We start from the raw sequence: 15,867 nt of genomic DNA, 5'->3' as shown, positions 1-15,867 counted from the left end.
GGGAAACTGTGTAGCCAAGGCAGCCTTCGATCAAGAAAAGGATCCGCGCAACGACGTGAAATACGGGAAACGTCGCAGGTGCCGTAACCGTGGCGATAAGCTGTGCTGCACTGCCACTACTTACCGCAACGCTTTCTGAATCCAGCAATCGAACAGGGCGAAGGGCATCACATGTGAACGCCAGGAGGCTTTTCCAGGACGCCGTCAAAGTGCCAGAATCCGCTACCGGTCACATGCGGCGGCGCCAGCCATGACAAACCTTGATCCCGGCGATGAAGTAGCCTACTCCGTACGGAGGGATCGGCTTGAACAGCTGTTTGTCCAGTCGGCGCCCGCTGTGCTTGGCAGCTTCCTGGCCGCCGTCATGCTGTGCTGGTTGGGCTGGGAGCGTTTCGACCCGCAAAGGGTCATCGTGTGGATGACGTTATTGGGCCTGTCGACCGGCGTGCGTACCGCCATGTTCTTCGCCTATCTGCGAGCACCGGCCAACCAGCGCACGGCCGAACGCTGGGAGTGGCGTTACTGGGTCACGCTGATGCTGTCGGCGGCTATCTGGGGCGGGGGCGCCTTTGCCGTAATGCCCACCGACGACGCGCTGGGGCAGACGCTGATCATGTTGTTTGCCGTCGGCATGTCTGTCAGCGCGGTGTCGTGTTACTCCTCCTACCGCAACATGACCCTGGTGTCGATGGGCCTGGTCTTGCTGCCTTCTACAGGCTGGCTACTGTTGCAACCTTCTACGCTGCAACAAGGGATAGCCTTGGCGGTGCTGGTGTTCGCCTGGTTCGTGGTCAGCGCGACGCAAAGCCTGTCCTCGGCATTGACGACGGCCTGGCGCCTGAAACACGAAATGCAACGCGCGCATCGGCTTGCAATGCTGGCCTCGTGCACGGACGAACTGACCGGCCTGAACAACCGACGTGCTTTTTTCGACAACGCTTCGGCGCAGCACATCCAGTGCAGGGATGCGGGCACATTCATGGCCGTGTTGATGCTGGACGTCGACCATTTCAAACAGATCAACGACACGTTCGGGCATGCCGCAGGCGACCAGGTGCTGCAACGCATCGGTGCAGCGATCAGTGCCAGCCTGCGTGACAACGACATTGCCGGCAGGCTGGGCGGCGAGGAGTTCGCCATCCTGCTGCCCAATACGCCGCCAGACACGGCGATTGAGGTTGCCGAGCGCCTGCGGGCCCTGATAGCCAAACTGCGTGTGAATGATGAACACCCGGTCACCGCAAGCATAGGTTTAGCGTTCGCGAAGGCCCCTGCCTCTGAGCTCGGCGCCTTGCTCAGCAGTGCAGACAGCGCCATGTACCTTTCCAAGGTATCGGGCCGTAACCGGGTCACCGTCGCCGAACCGGAGCAGGAGGCATTGCACAAGCAGCACTAGCCCCTCCAAGGAAGTGCTATGCAGGGTCCTGGGCCACGGCGTCACCCGGCGCTGGGCGCAGCGTGCGCACGGCATCGTCGAACAGGTGTAGGTTGGCATGGGCCTGCAGCCGTTGCGGCAAGCGTGCGTTGGCAATCGAACCCCGCAAGTCGTGCCAATGCTGAACAAACTGTTGCGGTTACTGAAGAAAATCTACCGAGACTGACTCCGTCTGCCCAGCGTGGTGAAATCCGATCGACCTGTAGCGCCTCTTTGACGTCCCAAGAAAGCACCTTGGCAAATCACCCCAGAGGCGAGGTACTCATGAACGACCGCATCATCGCGTTTTTCACCGAAACCACCCTATTCGGCATCTCCATTCTCAATCTGCTGGTGGCGCTGACAGTCGCCACCGTAGTCTTCCTAGTCGCCCGTGCCGCCATCAGTTTCCTGATCCGCCGGGTACGGCGCTGGTCCGAACACGAAGGCCCATTGAGCCAGATAATGGCCAAGGTGCTTTCCGGCACCAGCAACGTTCTGTTGTTGCTGGCCTCCTTGCTGGTGGGCCTGAGCATGCTCGACCTGCCCGAGCGCTGGCTGAGCAGGGTCAGCAGCCTGTGGTTCGTGGTCGCTGCCTTGCAGATTGGCCTGTGGGCCAACCGCGCCATCGGCCTGGGCCTGAGCCGCTACTTCGCCCGCCACCGTACCGACGGCCTGAACCAGGGCAGCGCGCTGGCAACCCTTTCGGCCTGGGGCGCGCGGGTCCTGCTGTGGTCAGTCGTCGTGCTGGCGATGCTGTCGAACCTGGGGGTGAACATCACCGCCTTCGTCGCCAGCCTTGGCGTGGGCGGCATCGCGGTGGCGCTGGCTGTGCAGAATATCCTTGGCGACCTGTTCGCTTCGTTGTCGATCGCCGTGGACAAGCCGTTCGAGATCGGTGACTTCATCGTCATCGGGCCCCTGGCGGGCACCGTTGAGCACGTCGGCCTCAAAACCACACGCATCCGCAGCCTCGGCGGCGAACAGATCGTCATGGCCAACGCCAGCATGATCAGCAGCACCATCCAGAATTACAAGCGCCTGCAAGAGCGTCGCATCGTGTTCGAGTTCGGGCTTTCCTACGACACGCCCACCGAGGCCGTGAAGAAAGCGCCAGCCATCGTAGAAGACGCCATCAAGGCCCAGGAGCAGGCGCGTTTCGATCGCGCTCACCTGCGCGGCTTCGGCAAAGAGGCGCTGGAGTTCGAGTGTGTCTACATTGTCCGGGACCCAGGCTACAACCTTTACATGGACATTCAGCAAGCGATCAACTTCAGGCTGCTGGAGCGGTTCTCGCAAATCGGCGCCAAGTTCGCCGTGCCGGTGCGCGCGATCAAGGTCACGGCATTGCCAGAGGCCGCCGGCCTGCATGGCCAGGCTCGCGAAGGCCTGAGCATCAGGGGCGCTTGATGCTGGCAACCTGCCCGGCTCGCCAGATAGGTGCGCCGCAGGGCGTGCACATGCGCACGCCCTGCCCGCGCTGAAACGCTATTTAAGCGCCGCGATGAAGCTGTCTTTCAGCACCTCGAGAAGGAAGTCCGCATTGGTCCGGCTGAAAATCATCGAAGGGCGCATTTTCAGCACGTTGTCATGCGGGCCTTCGGTGCCGATCAACACGCCGCGCTCCCGGGCACCATCAGCCACTTTTCTGGCCAGGGCCGTGGCTGGCGCCTTTGACTTGCGGTCAGTGACCAGCACGATGCCGAGGAACAGGCCCAACCCGCGCACATCACCAATCACGTCGAACTGCTGCTGAAGCTTGCGCAAACCCTCGAGCAGGTAATGGCCGACATTCAAGGCGTTTTCTTTCAACTGGTCGCGCTCGATTGCATCGAGCACCGCCAGGCCTACCGCGCATGACACTGGGTTACCGGCGAAGGTATTGAAATACTCCATGCCGTTGTTGAAAGCATCGGCAACCTCGCGCGTGGTCACTACCGCCGACATCGGGTGGCCGTTACCAATGGGTTTGCCCATGCTGACGGCATCCGGGACCACGCCCTGGGTCTCGAATGCCCACCAGTGGCTGCCGACCCGGCCAAACCCGACCTGAACCTCATCGGCCAGGCACAGCCCACCTTCAGCACGCACCATGGCGTACACCTCCTCAAGGTAGTGTTCGGGCAAAAACACCTGCCCCGCCACGCTGGGGATCGATTCGGCAATGAAAAACCCGGGACGCTTGCCTGCCTTGCGCATGGCATCCAGCTGCTCTGCCACCGACTCGGCAAAGCGCTTGCCGTGCGCTTCCACGGGCCAGTGCTCGGGGGCGTAGTAGCTGTCCGGGACCACGGCCTCGTAAACATGCGCCGCCCTGCCCTTGCCCGCCTTGCGCTTGTACTTGTAAGGGCTCAGATCGATCAGTTCCTGAGTGGTGCCGTGGTAGGCCCAGTCCAGCACGATCGCCTGATCACTGCCTGTGTAGTTGCGCGCCATACGCAGCATCAGGCTGTTGGCCTCACTCCCCGAGCAGCCAAAGGACGCTACGCAAAGGCCCTTGGGCAAAGTGCCGGTCAGGCGCTCGGCGTATTCGACGATGTTGTCGTGCAGGTAGCGGGTATTGGTGTTGAGCAGCGCAGCCTGGCGGGTCAGGGCTTCGACCACGTCGGGATGACTATGGCCCAGGTGGCACACGTTGTTGAAGCAGTCCAGGTAGGCCCGCCCGAAGTTGTCGATCAGCCATACGCCATCACCGCGCACGAACTTGATCGGGTCGGTGTACGAAATGGACAGGTTGGGTAGCAGCAGTTCCTTGCGCCTGGCAATGATCTGGGCCTTGGTCATCCCCTGCTGGCTGTAGGTCTCTGGCGGGATACCGGCCAGGGCCGAGGCATCGGGGAACAGGTCGGCCCACGCTTCGCGGTATGCGGGCTCACCCACGCCAATGACCTCGCACGCGCGCAACTGGGTATCGGTGACCAACTGCAGATGCAGGTGGGGAATCCAGCCGCCGTTCTCGTGATCGCTGCCCATGTAACCGACGAGGTCGCCCGCTTCGAGCTTGTCACCGGCCTTCAAACGGCTGAGCGCCTCGTGGGCCATGTGCCCCCACAGTGTCAGAAATGGCGGGCAACCGGGCGGGGTGTGCTCGAGCATCACCAGGCCGCCATAACCCAGCGGGTCTGGCTCAACCTCGACGCTTCTGACGGTGCCTGCAATCGGTGCGTACAACGGCGTACCCGCTGGCATCAGCAAATCTACCCCCACATGCAGGGTCCGGTGCTGCCCCTTGATGAAGCGAGACTCAAAGGCGCTGTCGGTATAGACGGCACGTACCTCGCCCCATGGCCCGATGCCCAGCGGGGCCTTGTGCGCGGCAGAGCATTCATTCCACCACCGCGTCGCATCTGCAGGGCGCTGCTGGGCCGAGGCAATGGTCATCTCGTGGCTGGCATCGCCAAACGGCGCGATGACCTTGTCGAGAATGGCGGCTGACGGGCGCACCAGGTCGGCAAACGACTTGTGGTTGTCGGCAATCCAGCGCCGGACTTCCCCCGCACCTTCGATGGCATCGAAACCACAGGCCTTGCGCAAAATGCCGGTGGCCAACCGTGGGTTCATCGAATCGAGCTGTTCCAGTAGACGCCAGGCAGGCGCTTCACTGATCGCCAGGTAGGGGTTGTCGTCTGTCTGATCCTGCCGGGAAGCGGAGAACGTCACGCTGATGACCAAGCGCATGGCAATCAGGTTGAACAACACATCAAGCTCTTGCGCTTGCAACGGGTACTTCTCATGGAAGCCGGCCACCAGCGCAGCCGCAGCGCCGATCGGGTCGTCCATGTCAAGAATGGCGTAGGCGCTGGCGATTGCGACCTCGGCAATCAGAACGGTGTGCACGGCATCGCCAAAATCGATGAAGCCAGTCACGTTACGGGGCGTTTCGGCATCGACCAGAATGTTCCAGTCGTTGGCATCGTTGTGGATCACCTGGGCCCGAAGGGAAGCCAGTTTAGGCTGTACAGTCTGTTCGAACCGGGCGATGAAGCGCTCGGCAACGGCCCGGCGATCAGGGTCCTTGATGCAGTGCAGCCGCGAACGGGAGCGCGCAGCATGGCGTAAGTCCCAGTCCAGGTCGCGGACTGCGCCCGGGTGCATGAAGCCCTGCAGCGCACGGTCAAGTTCACCGAGTGCCTGGCCGAAGTTTCTCATCAGCGCCAGGGAGCGTCTGGCCTTGGCAAGTGGCGTGCCGGCCAGCCAGCTGACCAGGCGCACAGCGTGCTGTTCACCGGTGCTGCTGGCCACAGACGGCAGGTAGTCGCCCGTCACGCTGGCCCGCAGGTGTGGTACGCCCAAATGCGCGCCATGCACGGCCAGGTGATCGAGTAGCGCGGTTTGAAACTCGCTTTCTACCCTGGGCTCGCTGGCATTGACGATTTTCAGTATCCAGCCTGCGTCTACGCCCGTATCCAGCCGGTAATTGCGATCACGTTCCCCATCCAAGGGCGTTGCAGTGCCGGTGACATTGAAGAAATCTTTTGCAAGGCCCTCTGCATCGCTTGCCGAAAACCGAGGTGCCGGGTGGGAAAGGTCTGTCATATCATCAGGTTCCGAGCGCGCTGATTGTTTTTCAATAGCTTGTCATGCGCCGCCGAAACGGACACCCTGCATACGGCCGGGCGCAACAGGCATTATGTCGGTTCCGACCGGCATAATGATGGCAAGCTTATCAAGGGGCTGCAATGCGTGACCTGGACGCTAAAGATCGTGAGATTCTTGAGGTACTTTCGAAGGACGCGCGTATTGCGCTCAAGGCGTTAGCCGGCCGCATAGGCCTTTCCCGAAGTGCCACCACCGAGCGTGTCGCCAACCTTGAACGCAGCGGAGTCATTCGCGGTTATCGCGCTGACATCGGCGAAATAGACGCCAACGTGATACGCGCGATCTTGCTGGTTACGTTGCAGCGTACGCCTGCCATGGGGCTGCTCGACCAGTTGGCAACGGACGCGCGCGTACGGCGGGTTTCGTCGGTGAGCGGTCAGCTTGACCTGGTGGTTGAAGTGGAGACCCGAACGATCGACGACCTCAACCAGGTACGTGACAACGTGGCACGTCACGAATCAGTGGATGACATTACCACGTCGGTAGTCCTGCGCCGTGATATCGACCGCCAGGGCGCCTGATACCTGCAGAGGCAGTAGACAGGCCGTACTTACCCAAGCCTCACAGGTGTCGAAGCACGCCCTGAATCTCGCCTACGACCTGCCGCGTTGCCTCGTCGACGGTCCCTTCATTACGGCACAGCACCCAGCCTTGCTCTGCAACCGCACGCTCGAACGCCTCGGTACAGGCAACCTGTTCTTCCAGGTTATGGATCACCGTACTGCCCAGCCCACGCGTGCGCGCCGCGGCCCTCGCCCATGAGGTTTCAGGCGTTGTGACAACCCCGACATGCAAATCGGGCACTTGCACGTTTCGTTCGAGGTTCAGGCGCAGGATCTTGTCAAACGGCACTGTGCGGCGAAACGCAGCGTCAGAGGGGTACCAGCGATCAATCAGGATGATGCTGTCAGCGGGCTGCCTGGGCAGTATATGCCGGGAAATCCAGGCTCGGCTTTCAGCGAAGCGTTCGCAAACCTTGAACTCAAGGTCCTGGCAAGGGCTTCTGGAAAGCTGGTTGACCAGGGCCATGGTCTCGCCCCGGTGAGGATCATTCTTTCTTTCGCAAAGGCGGATCACCTTGTTCCCGTCCAGCCGTAACGCTTGAGTGACGGCCTCCAGCAGCGTGGTCTTGCCGGTACCCTTGGGCCCATCGATGGAAATAAACAGCGGGCGGTTCATCTTGCAATACCAGTTGGCTCAAGCGCGGGATAAGACCATTGATCGTAGCTGCCTTCAAGCGATTCTCGAAGGGAGTACATCCGTACTCCACGCTGTGATCAAAGCATTGCCTTGGGAATGGACCGGCATTGCCCGACCCGCCATCCCCAAGGCGTGCAATGCCTGCTAGGCTGACGGACGATGGCGGACCTGCAGCCCGCCTCCCCTTACCCACAGGCACGGGCCAATGACCTACAACCCCCACGTTAACCTGACCAACTGCGACCGGGAGCCCATCCAGATTCCCGGGAGCATCCAGCCCCATGGCTGCCTGCTGGCCTGTGATGCCTCGGCGACCGTAGTGCTGCGCCATTCGGTCAACGCCCCACAGATGCTGGGTGTAGCAAACGATATCAATGGTCAGAAACTGCACGCGGTGCTGGGTGACGAGGTCACGCATACGCTTCGCAACGCACTTGCCCGTACCCGGGATGCCTCGCGGCCCGCGCTCAGTTTCGGCGTGACGTTGCCCAACGGCGCGGCCGTCGACATCGCCGCCCACTTGTACAAAGGCACGGCAATCCTCGAATTCGAGCCCGCCGGGGCGAGCATCGCCGAACCGATCGAGCTGGCCCGCACACTGATTGCCCAACTGCGCGAAATCGACCAGACCCACAAGCTGTTCCGCGACGCCGCCCGCTTTGTCAGGGCGGTGCTCGGTTACGACCGGGTGATGATCTACCAGCTGGGAGCCGACGGTGCCGGCAAGGTGGTTGCCGAGTCCAAGCGTAGCGACCTCGAAAGCTTCATGGGCCAATACTTCCCCGCCTCCGATATCCCCCAGCAGGCCCGCGCGCTCTACCTGCGCAACCCGATCCGGGTAATCTCCGACGTCCAGTTCAATACGGTCGCCATCAACCCGGTGCTCGACCCCTCGGGCGAACCGCTCGACCTGTCCTACGCGCACCTGCGCAGCGTCTCGCCGATCCATTGCGAATACCTGTGCAACATGGGCGTGGGCGCCTCGATGTCGATTTCCGTCATCGTCAATGGCGAGCTGTGGGGAATGATTGCCTGCCATCACTACGCACCGCGCACGCTGGCCATGGGGCAACGTGTGGCCGCCGAGATGTTCGGTGAGTTCTTCTCCCTGCATATCGAGACCCTGCGTAGCCGGCAAAAACTCGAAGCCGCCGTGCGCATCCACAAAGCCCTGGACAGCCTGCTGCGCGACGCCAACCAGGCGGCGGACATTGATGGGTTCTTCCACGCACGCCTGCCCCGGTTGATGTCGCTGATTCCCTGCGACGGCATCGGCATGTCGCTGCTAGGCCGCTGGTCGTGCGCAGGGCTGGCGCCGCCCCAAACGGCCGTGCCTGATCTGCTGCGTCTGGCAGACATGGTCAGCGAAGGCCGAATCTGGGCGTCCAATCGCCTGTCGACAGTGCTCCCGTCGGCCCAGGCGTATTTTAATGATGTGTCGGGTGTGCTGATCGTCCCGATGTCGCAACACCCAAGGGATTACTTGATCTTCTTCCGCAAGGAGGTGATCGAGACACTCGACTGGGCCGGGGACCCGAACAAGACCTATGACAGCGGCGCGTTGGGCGACCGCCTGACGCCCCGCAAGAGCTTCGCCATCTGGAAAGAAACCGTTCACCAGCAGTCGCTACCCTGGACCGAGCAGGACCGCCAGTTTGGCGATGCCATCCGTACCGCTATCGTCGAAGTGGTGCTGCACAACAGCGAACTGCTCGCCAGTGAACGCGCCAAAGCCGACGTGCGCCAGCGCATGCTCAACGAAGAGCTCAACCACAGGGTCAAGAACATCCTGTCGCTGATTGGTGCACTGGTTGCCCATCCGACCCCGGAGAGCCAGACCCTGCAGGACTATGTGGCAACGCTCAAAGGGCGTATCCAGGCCTTGTCGTTGGCCCATGACCAGGTGGTGCGCGGTGACGGTGGCGGGCGCCTGGCGAAGCTGCTGGAGGCCGAGCTTTCTCCCTATCGCACGGCTGCCGACGTGATCGAGTTGCAGGGCCCGAACGTCATCCTCGATGCGCGCGCGTACTCGGTCATGGCCCTGGTGCTGCACGAACTGGCCACCAACGCGGCCAAGTACGGTGCGCTATCGCGGGCTGGCGGCAAGCTTTCGGTGAGCTGGGCAATAGACGCCACCAACGCTTGTGCCATCAGTTGGCGGGAAAGTGGTGGGCCAGCGGTACGCCCGCCCAGCCGCAGCGGCTTCGGTACGGTGCTGATCGACCGCAGCATCCCGTTCGACCTGGGTGGCACCAGCGCGGTGGAATATCACCCCGAAGGCCTGCAAGGCTTTTTCAGAATCCCGGCCAAGCACCTTTCCGTAGCCGAAGCGGCAGTAACCGCTCTCCCGGCCACGCCTATGGCCCGTGCAAACGGTGCGTTTGCAGCGCGCTCGGGTTTGTGTGTGCTGATACTCGAGGATCAACTGGTAATTGCAGTAGGCCTGGAGCAAATTCTCAACGATGCGCAAATCGAGGACGTGATCACCGCCAGCTCCGAGGACCAAGCCATGCAACTGCTTGGTAGCCACAAACCGGACGCGGCAATACTGGATGTCAACCTGGGCACCGGAACCTCCATTTCCGTAGCAGATGAACTGGTTCGCCGGCAGGTCCCGTTCCTCTTTGCCACCGGCTATGGCGACGGCATCAGCATTCCCGAGCACTTGCAGCATGTGCCCATCACCCGCAAGCCTTATGACGCCAATGCCATTCTGGCCAGCCTGCAAGGTCTGCTTGAGCTGGGGTGAATGGGATACAGAAGCAGCCTTGTATTGCGAAAAGGCCCGTAAAGCCGACACATTACCGTCAGCTATACGGGCCTCTTTGCAGCACCAGGCCGCGCCGGCAAAAAGACGGCGCCGGCCTGTCAGGGCTTACACCGCCAGCGCGCGCTCACGCAGCTCGCTGTTGAGGATGCGGTCGTTCTCGCTGTAATCGACCGGGCAGTCGATCACGTGCACACCTGGGGTCTTGATGCAGTGCTCCAGCAGTGGCAGCAGGCCTTCGGCGCTTTCCACGCGGTGGCCGTTGGCGCCGTAGGCTTCGGCATACTTGACGAAGTCCGGGTTGCCGTAGTCCAGGCCGAAATCGGTGAAGCCCATGTTGGCCTGCTTCCAGCGGATCATGCCGTAGCCGTCGTCACGCAGGATCACCACGGTGATGTGCATGCCCAGACGTACTGCAGTCTCCAGTTCCTGGCTGTTCATCATGAAGCCGCCGTCGCCGCACACCGAGATTACCGGGCGGTCCGGGTGCACCAGGTGCGCAGCCATTGCCGATGGCAGGCCGGCGCCCATGGTCGCCAGGGCGTTGTCCAGCAGCACGGTGTTTGGCTTGTGCGCTTTGTAGTTGCGGGCGAACCAGATCTTGTAGATGCCGTTGTCCAGGGCGACGATGCCTTCGGACGGCAGTACACGACGGATGTCAGCCACCATGCGCTGTGGGTAGACCGGGAAGCGGTCGTCGTCGGCGCCTTCGGCGATCTGTGCTTCGTTGGCTTCACGGATGGCCATCAGGCGGGTGAAGTCCCAGTGCGACGTGTCGTTCAGTGCTTCACTGATCTGCCACACGGCGTTGGCGATGTCGCCGATCACTTCTACTTGCGGGAAGTACACGGCATCGACTTCGGCAGAGCGGAAGTTGATGTGGATGACTTCGGTGCCGCCACGGACCATGAAGAACGGTGGCTTCTCGATCACATCGTGGCCGATGTTGATGATCAGGTCGGCGGCTTCGACGGCGCGGTGAACGAAGTCGCCCGACGACAGCGCAGCGTTGCCAAGGAAGCGCGGGTGGCGCTCATCGACCACGCCTTTACCCATTTGGGTGGTGATGAACGGGATGCCGGTCTTGTCGATCAGTTGCTTGAGGACCTTGGCGGTCATCTTGCGGTTGGCACCGGCACCGATCACCAGGATCGGGTTACGCGCGTTCTGCAGTTTCTCGACGGCAGCTTCAATGGCCACGTGCTCGGCCAGCGGGCGGCGGTGCAGGCTGCGCGGGATCGGCAGCGCGTCGGTCTGCTCGGCGGCGATGTCTTCCGGCAGCTCCAGGTGCACCGCACCCGGCTTTTCTTCTTCGGCCAGGCGGAAGGCTTCGCGCATGCGGGCCGGGATGTTGTCGGCCGAGGCGAACTGGTGGGTGTACTTGGTGATGGGGTCCATCATGCCGCACACGTCAATGATCTGGAAGCGACCCTGCTTGGACTTCTTGATCGGCTTCTGCCCGGTGATCATCATCATCGGCATGCCGCCCAGGTAGGCGTAGGCGCTGGCGGTCACCAGGTTGGTGGCACCAGGGCCGAGGGTCGACAGGCTGACGCCGGTCTTGCCGGTCAGACGACCGTAGGTGGCAGCCATGAAACCTGCAGACTGCTCGTGACGGGTCAGTACCAGCTTGATCTTCGACTTGCGCAGGGATTCGAGCAGGTCGAGGTTTTCCTCACCGGGAATGCCGAATACATACTCGACACCTTCGTTTTCCAGGCATTGCACAACGACATCGGCGGCCTTGGCCATTTGGGGTACTACCTCAAAATCTTTGTGGGATTGCAGATTTATTAAGCTGCGTGACTGAGATGTTGCAGGATGTCTCAGTGGCGCGCATCGTAGGCCCTCTGGTTAATAATAATAAATATATTGTTATGATGCTTAGCATCACAGTTCGTTATGAATGCATCTCGCATGAAAGGTAGCACCCCTCAATGAACCTCAAGGCATTGCGCTGCTGTGTCGAAATCGTCCGGCAAGGCAGCTTCACCAAGGCCGCGCAGCACCTGCACATCGCCCAGCCAGCGCTGAGCATGGCCGTCACCCGGCTGGAAGAAGAACTGGGGGTAACCCTGTTCAACCGCACCACGCGCAAAGTGATCCTCACGGCAGAAGGCGAGCAGTTCTTGCCGCGCATTGCCTCTGCCCTGCGCGAAATGGACGTTGCCCGGCAAGAGCTGCGCGACATGGCCGACCTCAAGCGCGGTGAAGTGCGCCTGGGTATCCCGCCGATGTTCGGCCTGCACTACGTCCCCGGGTTGATGAACGCCTTCCGCAAGTCGTACCCGGGCATTGCCATGACCGTGTTCGAAGGCAGTGCCGAAGACATTGGCCATCGCCTGGAGCAACGGGAAATCGACCTGGCGCTGCTGGAGTCCCGGCGTGTACCGCCCGACAAGGAGTCGATCCTGCTGGGCAGCGACGAGATGCTGGCGTGCATGCACCCGGATCACCCCTACGCTGGCAAGGCCTACCTCACCGCCGAAGACCTGCGCAATACCGACATGGTGGTGTTCGATCGCACCTTCGTTCAACGCCATCTTCTGGATGCGTTCTTCGCCGAACATGGCATCACTTACCAGGTGGCGCTACAGAGCAACTTCGTCTCGCTGGTGGTGCAGGCCGCGCTGGACAACATGGGGGTGGCGACCCTGCTGCGCTCGGTGCAGCAACGCACGCCAGGCATCGTCGGCGTGCCGTTCCGGCCAGCACAGCAGATGAGTTTCCGCTTGTGCTGGCGCTCGGGGGAATACCTGTCGCTGGCCAGCAAGCGGTTTATCGATTTTGCTGCACAGACGCATTACCTGGAGCGGTGAGTACCAGTCTTCTGGGCGAGATGAGCAATCACCTGCTCCGCGGCACGCCCCAGGCAGCCTTTGAAAAAGTGATTGGCACCGGCGTATACCGACACTGCCCGTTGTTCAGGGCCAGCCCATTGCAGCAGGTTGGCCAGCGGTGCCATTTCATCCTGTTCACCATGGAGTAACAGGCAATCCCCAGGCAGCGGCAATGGCTCGTAATAGCGCCCTCCCGGTACATCCCCCACCGGCAGCCCCATCAATGCGACTGCCTGCAACTGCCCTTCCAGCGCACAGGCAACCCGGGCGAACACGTAGGCCCCAAAGGAAAACCCGACCAGCGCTACCGGCAGCTCGGGCTGTTGCTGATTGAAGTGACGGATGACCGCGATGCAATCCTCGGCTTCACCGATGCCCTGGTCGTGCGTGCCTTGCGTCTGCCCCACCCCACGAAAGCTCGGCCGTACCACTTGCCAGCCGGCTGCACGCAGCTGCCGTGCCAGGGTCAGTGGCACGATATGCCGTGGGCTACCGCCCAGCAGCGGTTGCGGATGGCTGACCAGCACCAGCCCTGTGGGTGGTCCGTCGGGGTAGTCGATCAACAGCTCGATCTGGCCGACGGCCCCATCGATAAGCAGCGGGTTGCGCGGGGTATCTGACATTGCAGTTGTCCTTGTGAACCGAGTGCGTGGCGCGTGTACACACCGTTTGCCGAGGGTTGGCGCGTCACCGCCCGCAGTCTAAAAGAGCAGGCGTACCCGCTGCCACAGGATCCCGTCACCTCAGCCAGGGGCGTAGCAAGCGCGCCCGCACTGAGCAGGAAACGGGCTGCAACGTCGCGGAAGCCGGGGCAGCATCCTCGACGTTGCAGCCATCGATTGACTATTATCCCGCCTTGAACGTTTCAGCATGTTTCAATAGGGATACAAATGTCAGTCCAGGAACGCCCCCCGCTCCCCAGTAAACACACCGTCGCCAAGATGGAAGCCGCCATGGCACTGGGCAGCTTTGCCATCGGCACCGGCGAATTCGCCATCATGGGCCTGATGCCCGACATTGCCAGCAATTTGCAGTTGAGCGAGCCGCAGGTGGGCCATGCCATCAGCGCGTATGCGCTGGGGGTGATGGTTGGCGCACCGACACTGGCCATTCTCGGTGCCAAACTGTTGCGCAAGCACATGCTGCTGCTGTTGATGCTGCTGTATGCCGTGGGCAACCTGGCCACGGCCTTTGCCCCCTCGTTCGGTGGCCTGGTCACATTTCGTTTCATCAGCGGCCTGCCCCACGGCGCCTACTTCGGCATTGCCGCAGTGGTCGCCTCGAGCATGGTCGCCAAGGATCAGCGCGCGGGGGCGGTTGCCCGGGTAATGATGGGCCTGACCTTGGCCATGTTGCTCGGCAACCCGGTTGCCACCTTCCTGGGCCAGTACTTCGGTTGGCGTTCGGCATTCGTGCTGGTCGGCGCGATCGCCCTGTGCACCATCGCCCTGGTCTGGCGTTTCGTGCCCCAGCGCCACGACGAAACACGCAGCGACCCGCGCAAGGAGCTACAGGCCTTTGCCCTCCCACAGGTATGGATGGCGCTGGCCATCGCTTCGATCGGTTTTGCCGGCATGTTCTGCGTGTTCAGCTACCTGGCACCGACCATGCTGCACGTGACCCAGGTGTCGCCACAGTGGATTCCGTTTGGTCTGGCGGCGTTCGGCGTGGGCGGTATCGTCGGCAACATCGCTGGCGGCAAGCTGTTCGACCGCCTGCAGTTCCGCGCCGTGGGCTTGGTACTGATGTGGTCGGTCGCCGTGCTGCTGTTCTTTACCTTCGCCGCCCAGGCGCTGTGGAGCCTGCTGCTGAGCATCGGCCTGGTGGGCACCATGATCGCCCTGGCGGCACCGCTACAGATCCGCCTCATGGACATTGCCCATGAGGCGCCTAGCCTGGCAGCGGCGTCGAACCATGCGGCGTTCAACCTGGCCAATGCCCTGGGGCCATGGCTGGGAGGCATGGCGATCACTGCCGGCATGGGCTGGACCAGCACCGGGTACATCGGCGCCGCGACTGCGCTGGTTGGCCTGGGCATCTACCTGGTGGCGCGGCGGATGAAAGGCGGGCATTGAAGCCGGCAGGGTCATAAAGGGTTACCCTACCCCTTTATGCACCCGCCACTGCCGAGTCATTCATGTTCGATTGGGAAGACCTGCGCCATTTCTCCGCCTTCAGCTCGGCCGGCTCGCTGTCGGCCGCTGCCAAGACCCTGGGTGTCGACCACGCCACCGTGGCCCGGCGCATCGCCTCGCTCGAAGCTTCGCTCAAGCTCAAGCTGGTCGACCGACGTCCCCGCGCCTATGCCCTCACCCACGAAGGCCAACGTGTTGCGGAACTCGCCGAGCAGATGGCCATGTCCTCGTTTGCCCTGGCGCATTTCGCCAGCGCCGGCCAACAGACAGTGGAAGGCGAAGTGGTGCTCTCGGCACCACCGGCGCTGCTGGGCAGCATCGTCGCCCGGCGCCTGGGCGAGCTGTACCAGCGCTACCCACAGCTGCGCCTGAAGCTGGTAGGCAGCAAATCCAAGGCATCCTTGGTCCGCCGCGAAGCTGACATCAGCATCGCCCTGGCCAGGCCGACAGAGCCAACTCTGGTGGTCAGCCTGCTGGGGCACCTGGATTACCGGCTGTATGCCTCGCCCGGTTACCTGGCCAGCGCAACGGTCAGGCGCTACATCGGCTACGACGAGTCTCAGGCCCGTTCCCCACAACAGCAATGGCTCAACCTCCAGGCCGGCCAGCAGCCGTTCGCATTGCACAGCAATGACCTGCGCATCCAGGCCCAAGCCTGTGCCGGCGGCATCGGCATCGCCTGCCTGCCCGCGTTCATGGCACAGGAACACGGTCTGAAAGAAGCAGGCAGCGCCCAACAGACAATGAGCATCGAAATCTGGCTGGCCGTGCATGAAGACGTGCGTGCCACGCCGCGGATCAAGGCGGTTACCGACTTCCTTCAGCAACAGGTGCGGCCGCTGCTACGCTTGTGAATTCTTGCAGATGGCGCCTGCATCAATACGGAATTTTCGCCCAACCCTGCCAGCGTTA

Annotated in this window: 12 protein-coding genes; 7 read left to right on the top strand and 5 right to left on the bottom strand. The window is 62.0% G+C overall.

All coding sequences use genetic code 11. From position 1 onward, the window contains the following. Nucleotides 1-337: 337 nt before the first annotated feature. Complete coding sequence (locus LMH93_RS13080; RefSeq protein WP_230065361.1) at nucleotides 338-1,396, top strand: GGDEF domain-containing protein; 1,059 nt, start codon at nucleotides 338-340, stop codon at nucleotides 1,394-1,396. Between the two features lie 16 nt (nucleotides 1,397-1,412). On the opposite strand, the gene LMH93_RS29660 is transcribed toward LMH93_RS13080, so the two are convergent. Then, a complete protein-coding gene (locus LMH93_RS29660) occupies nucleotides 1,413-1,544 on the bottom strand; it encodes a hypothetical protein (RefSeq protein ID WP_256559582.1) in 132 nt (43 codons plus the stop codon). 155 nt (nucleotides 1,545-1,699) lie between these two features. Between LMH93_RS29660 and LMH93_RS13075 the strand changes: the two genes are divergently transcribed. Next, entirely contained in the window at nucleotides 1,700-2,824 is a 1,125-nt protein-coding gene (locus LMH93_RS13075) for a mechanosensitive ion channel family protein (RefSeq protein WP_064614636.1), read from the top strand. Between the two features lie 78 nt (nucleotides 2,825-2,902). Here LMH93_RS13075 and LMH93_RS13070 read toward each other — a convergent pair whose 3' ends face one another. Then, on the bottom strand, nucleotides 2,903-5,950 hold the full coding sequence (locus tag LMH93_RS13070) for an aminotransferase class III-fold pyridoxal phosphate-dependent enzyme (protein ID WP_230065286.1): 3,048 nt from the start codon (nucleotides 5,948-5,950) through the stop codon (nucleotides 2,903-2,905). A 143-nt stretch (nucleotides 5,951-6,093) separates the two neighbouring features. Here LMH93_RS13070 and LMH93_RS13065 point away from each other — a divergent pair, with 143 nt between their 5' ends. Beyond that, nucleotides 6,094-6,534 (top strand): Lrp/AsnC family transcriptional regulator, encoded by a 441-nt coding sequence (locus tag LMH93_RS13065; protein WP_004374903.1) that lies wholly within the window; start codon nucleotides 6,094-6,096, stop codon nucleotides 6,532-6,534. A gap of 40 nt (nucleotides 6,535-6,574) precedes the next feature. On the opposite strand, the gene LMH93_RS13060 is transcribed toward LMH93_RS13065, so the two are convergent. Continuing rightward, entirely contained in the window at nucleotides 6,575-7,192 is a 618-nt protein-coding gene (locus tag LMH93_RS13060) for a dTMP kinase (protein ID WP_185279314.1), read from the bottom strand. 226 nt (nucleotides 7,193-7,418) lie between these two features. Between LMH93_RS13060 and LMH93_RS13055 the strand changes: the two genes are divergently transcribed. Further along, nucleotides 7,419-9,962 carry an HWE histidine kinase domain-containing protein gene (locus LMH93_RS13055; RefSeq protein WP_185279315.1) on the top strand — a complete coding sequence of 848 codons (2,544 nt, stop codon included), beginning with the start codon at nucleotides 7,419-7,421 and terminating at the stop codon, nucleotides 9,960-9,962. A gap of 126 nt (nucleotides 9,963-10,088) precedes the next feature. On the opposite strand, the gene LMH93_RS13050 is transcribed toward LMH93_RS13055, so the two are convergent. Next, a complete protein-coding gene (locus LMH93_RS13050; RefSeq protein WP_004576806.1) occupies nucleotides 10,089-11,732 on the bottom strand; it encodes an acetolactate synthase large subunit in 1,644 nt (547 codons plus the stop codon). Between the two features lie 185 nt (nucleotides 11,733-11,917). On the opposite strand from LMH93_RS13050, the gene LMH93_RS13045 reads away from it, so the two are divergent. Continuing rightward, nucleotides 11,918-12,799, top strand: coding sequence for a LysR family transcriptional regulator (locus LMH93_RS13045; RefSeq protein WP_004374921.1), 882 nt, complete (start codon nucleotides 11,918-11,920; stop codon nucleotides 12,797-12,799). On the opposite strand, the gene LMH93_RS13040 is transcribed toward LMH93_RS13045, so the two are convergent. Further along, nucleotides 12,784-13,443, bottom strand: a complete 660-nt coding sequence (locus LMH93_RS13040; protein WP_185279316.1) for an alpha/beta hydrolase — start codon at nucleotides 13,441-13,443, stop codon at nucleotides 12,784-12,786. The two genes, LMH93_RS13045 and LMH93_RS13040, sit on opposite strands and share 16 nt — an antisense overlap. Nucleotides 13,444-13,710: 267 nt before the next feature. Between LMH93_RS13040 and LMH93_RS13035 the strand changes: the two genes are divergently transcribed. Together LMH93_RS13035 and LMH93_RS13030 are read left to right on the top strand one after the other, a co-directional pair. After that, nucleotides 13,711-14,895, top strand: coding sequence for an MFS transporter (locus LMH93_RS13035; protein ID WP_185279317.1), 1,185 nt, complete (start codon nucleotides 13,711-13,713; stop codon nucleotides 14,893-14,895). Between the two features lie 62 nt (nucleotides 14,896-14,957). After that, nucleotides 14,958-15,809: a LysR family transcriptional regulator gene (locus tag LMH93_RS13030; protein ID WP_004374928.1), complete on the top strand. Its 852-nt coding sequence runs from the start codon at nucleotides 14,958-14,960 to the stop codon at nucleotides 15,807-15,809. The last annotated feature ends 58 nt before the right edge of the window (nucleotides 15,810-15,867 follow it).

Source organism: Pseudomonas sp. CIP-10, assembly GCF_020911845.1.
In the GTDB taxonomy this organism is placed as follows: Bacteria; Pseudomonadota; Gammaproteobacteria; order Pseudomonadales; family Pseudomonadaceae; genus Aquipseudomonas; species Aquipseudomonas alloputida.
Note: the sequence above shows the minus strand (reverse complement) of the source record. Positions and strands in the feature narration are given on the sequence as shown.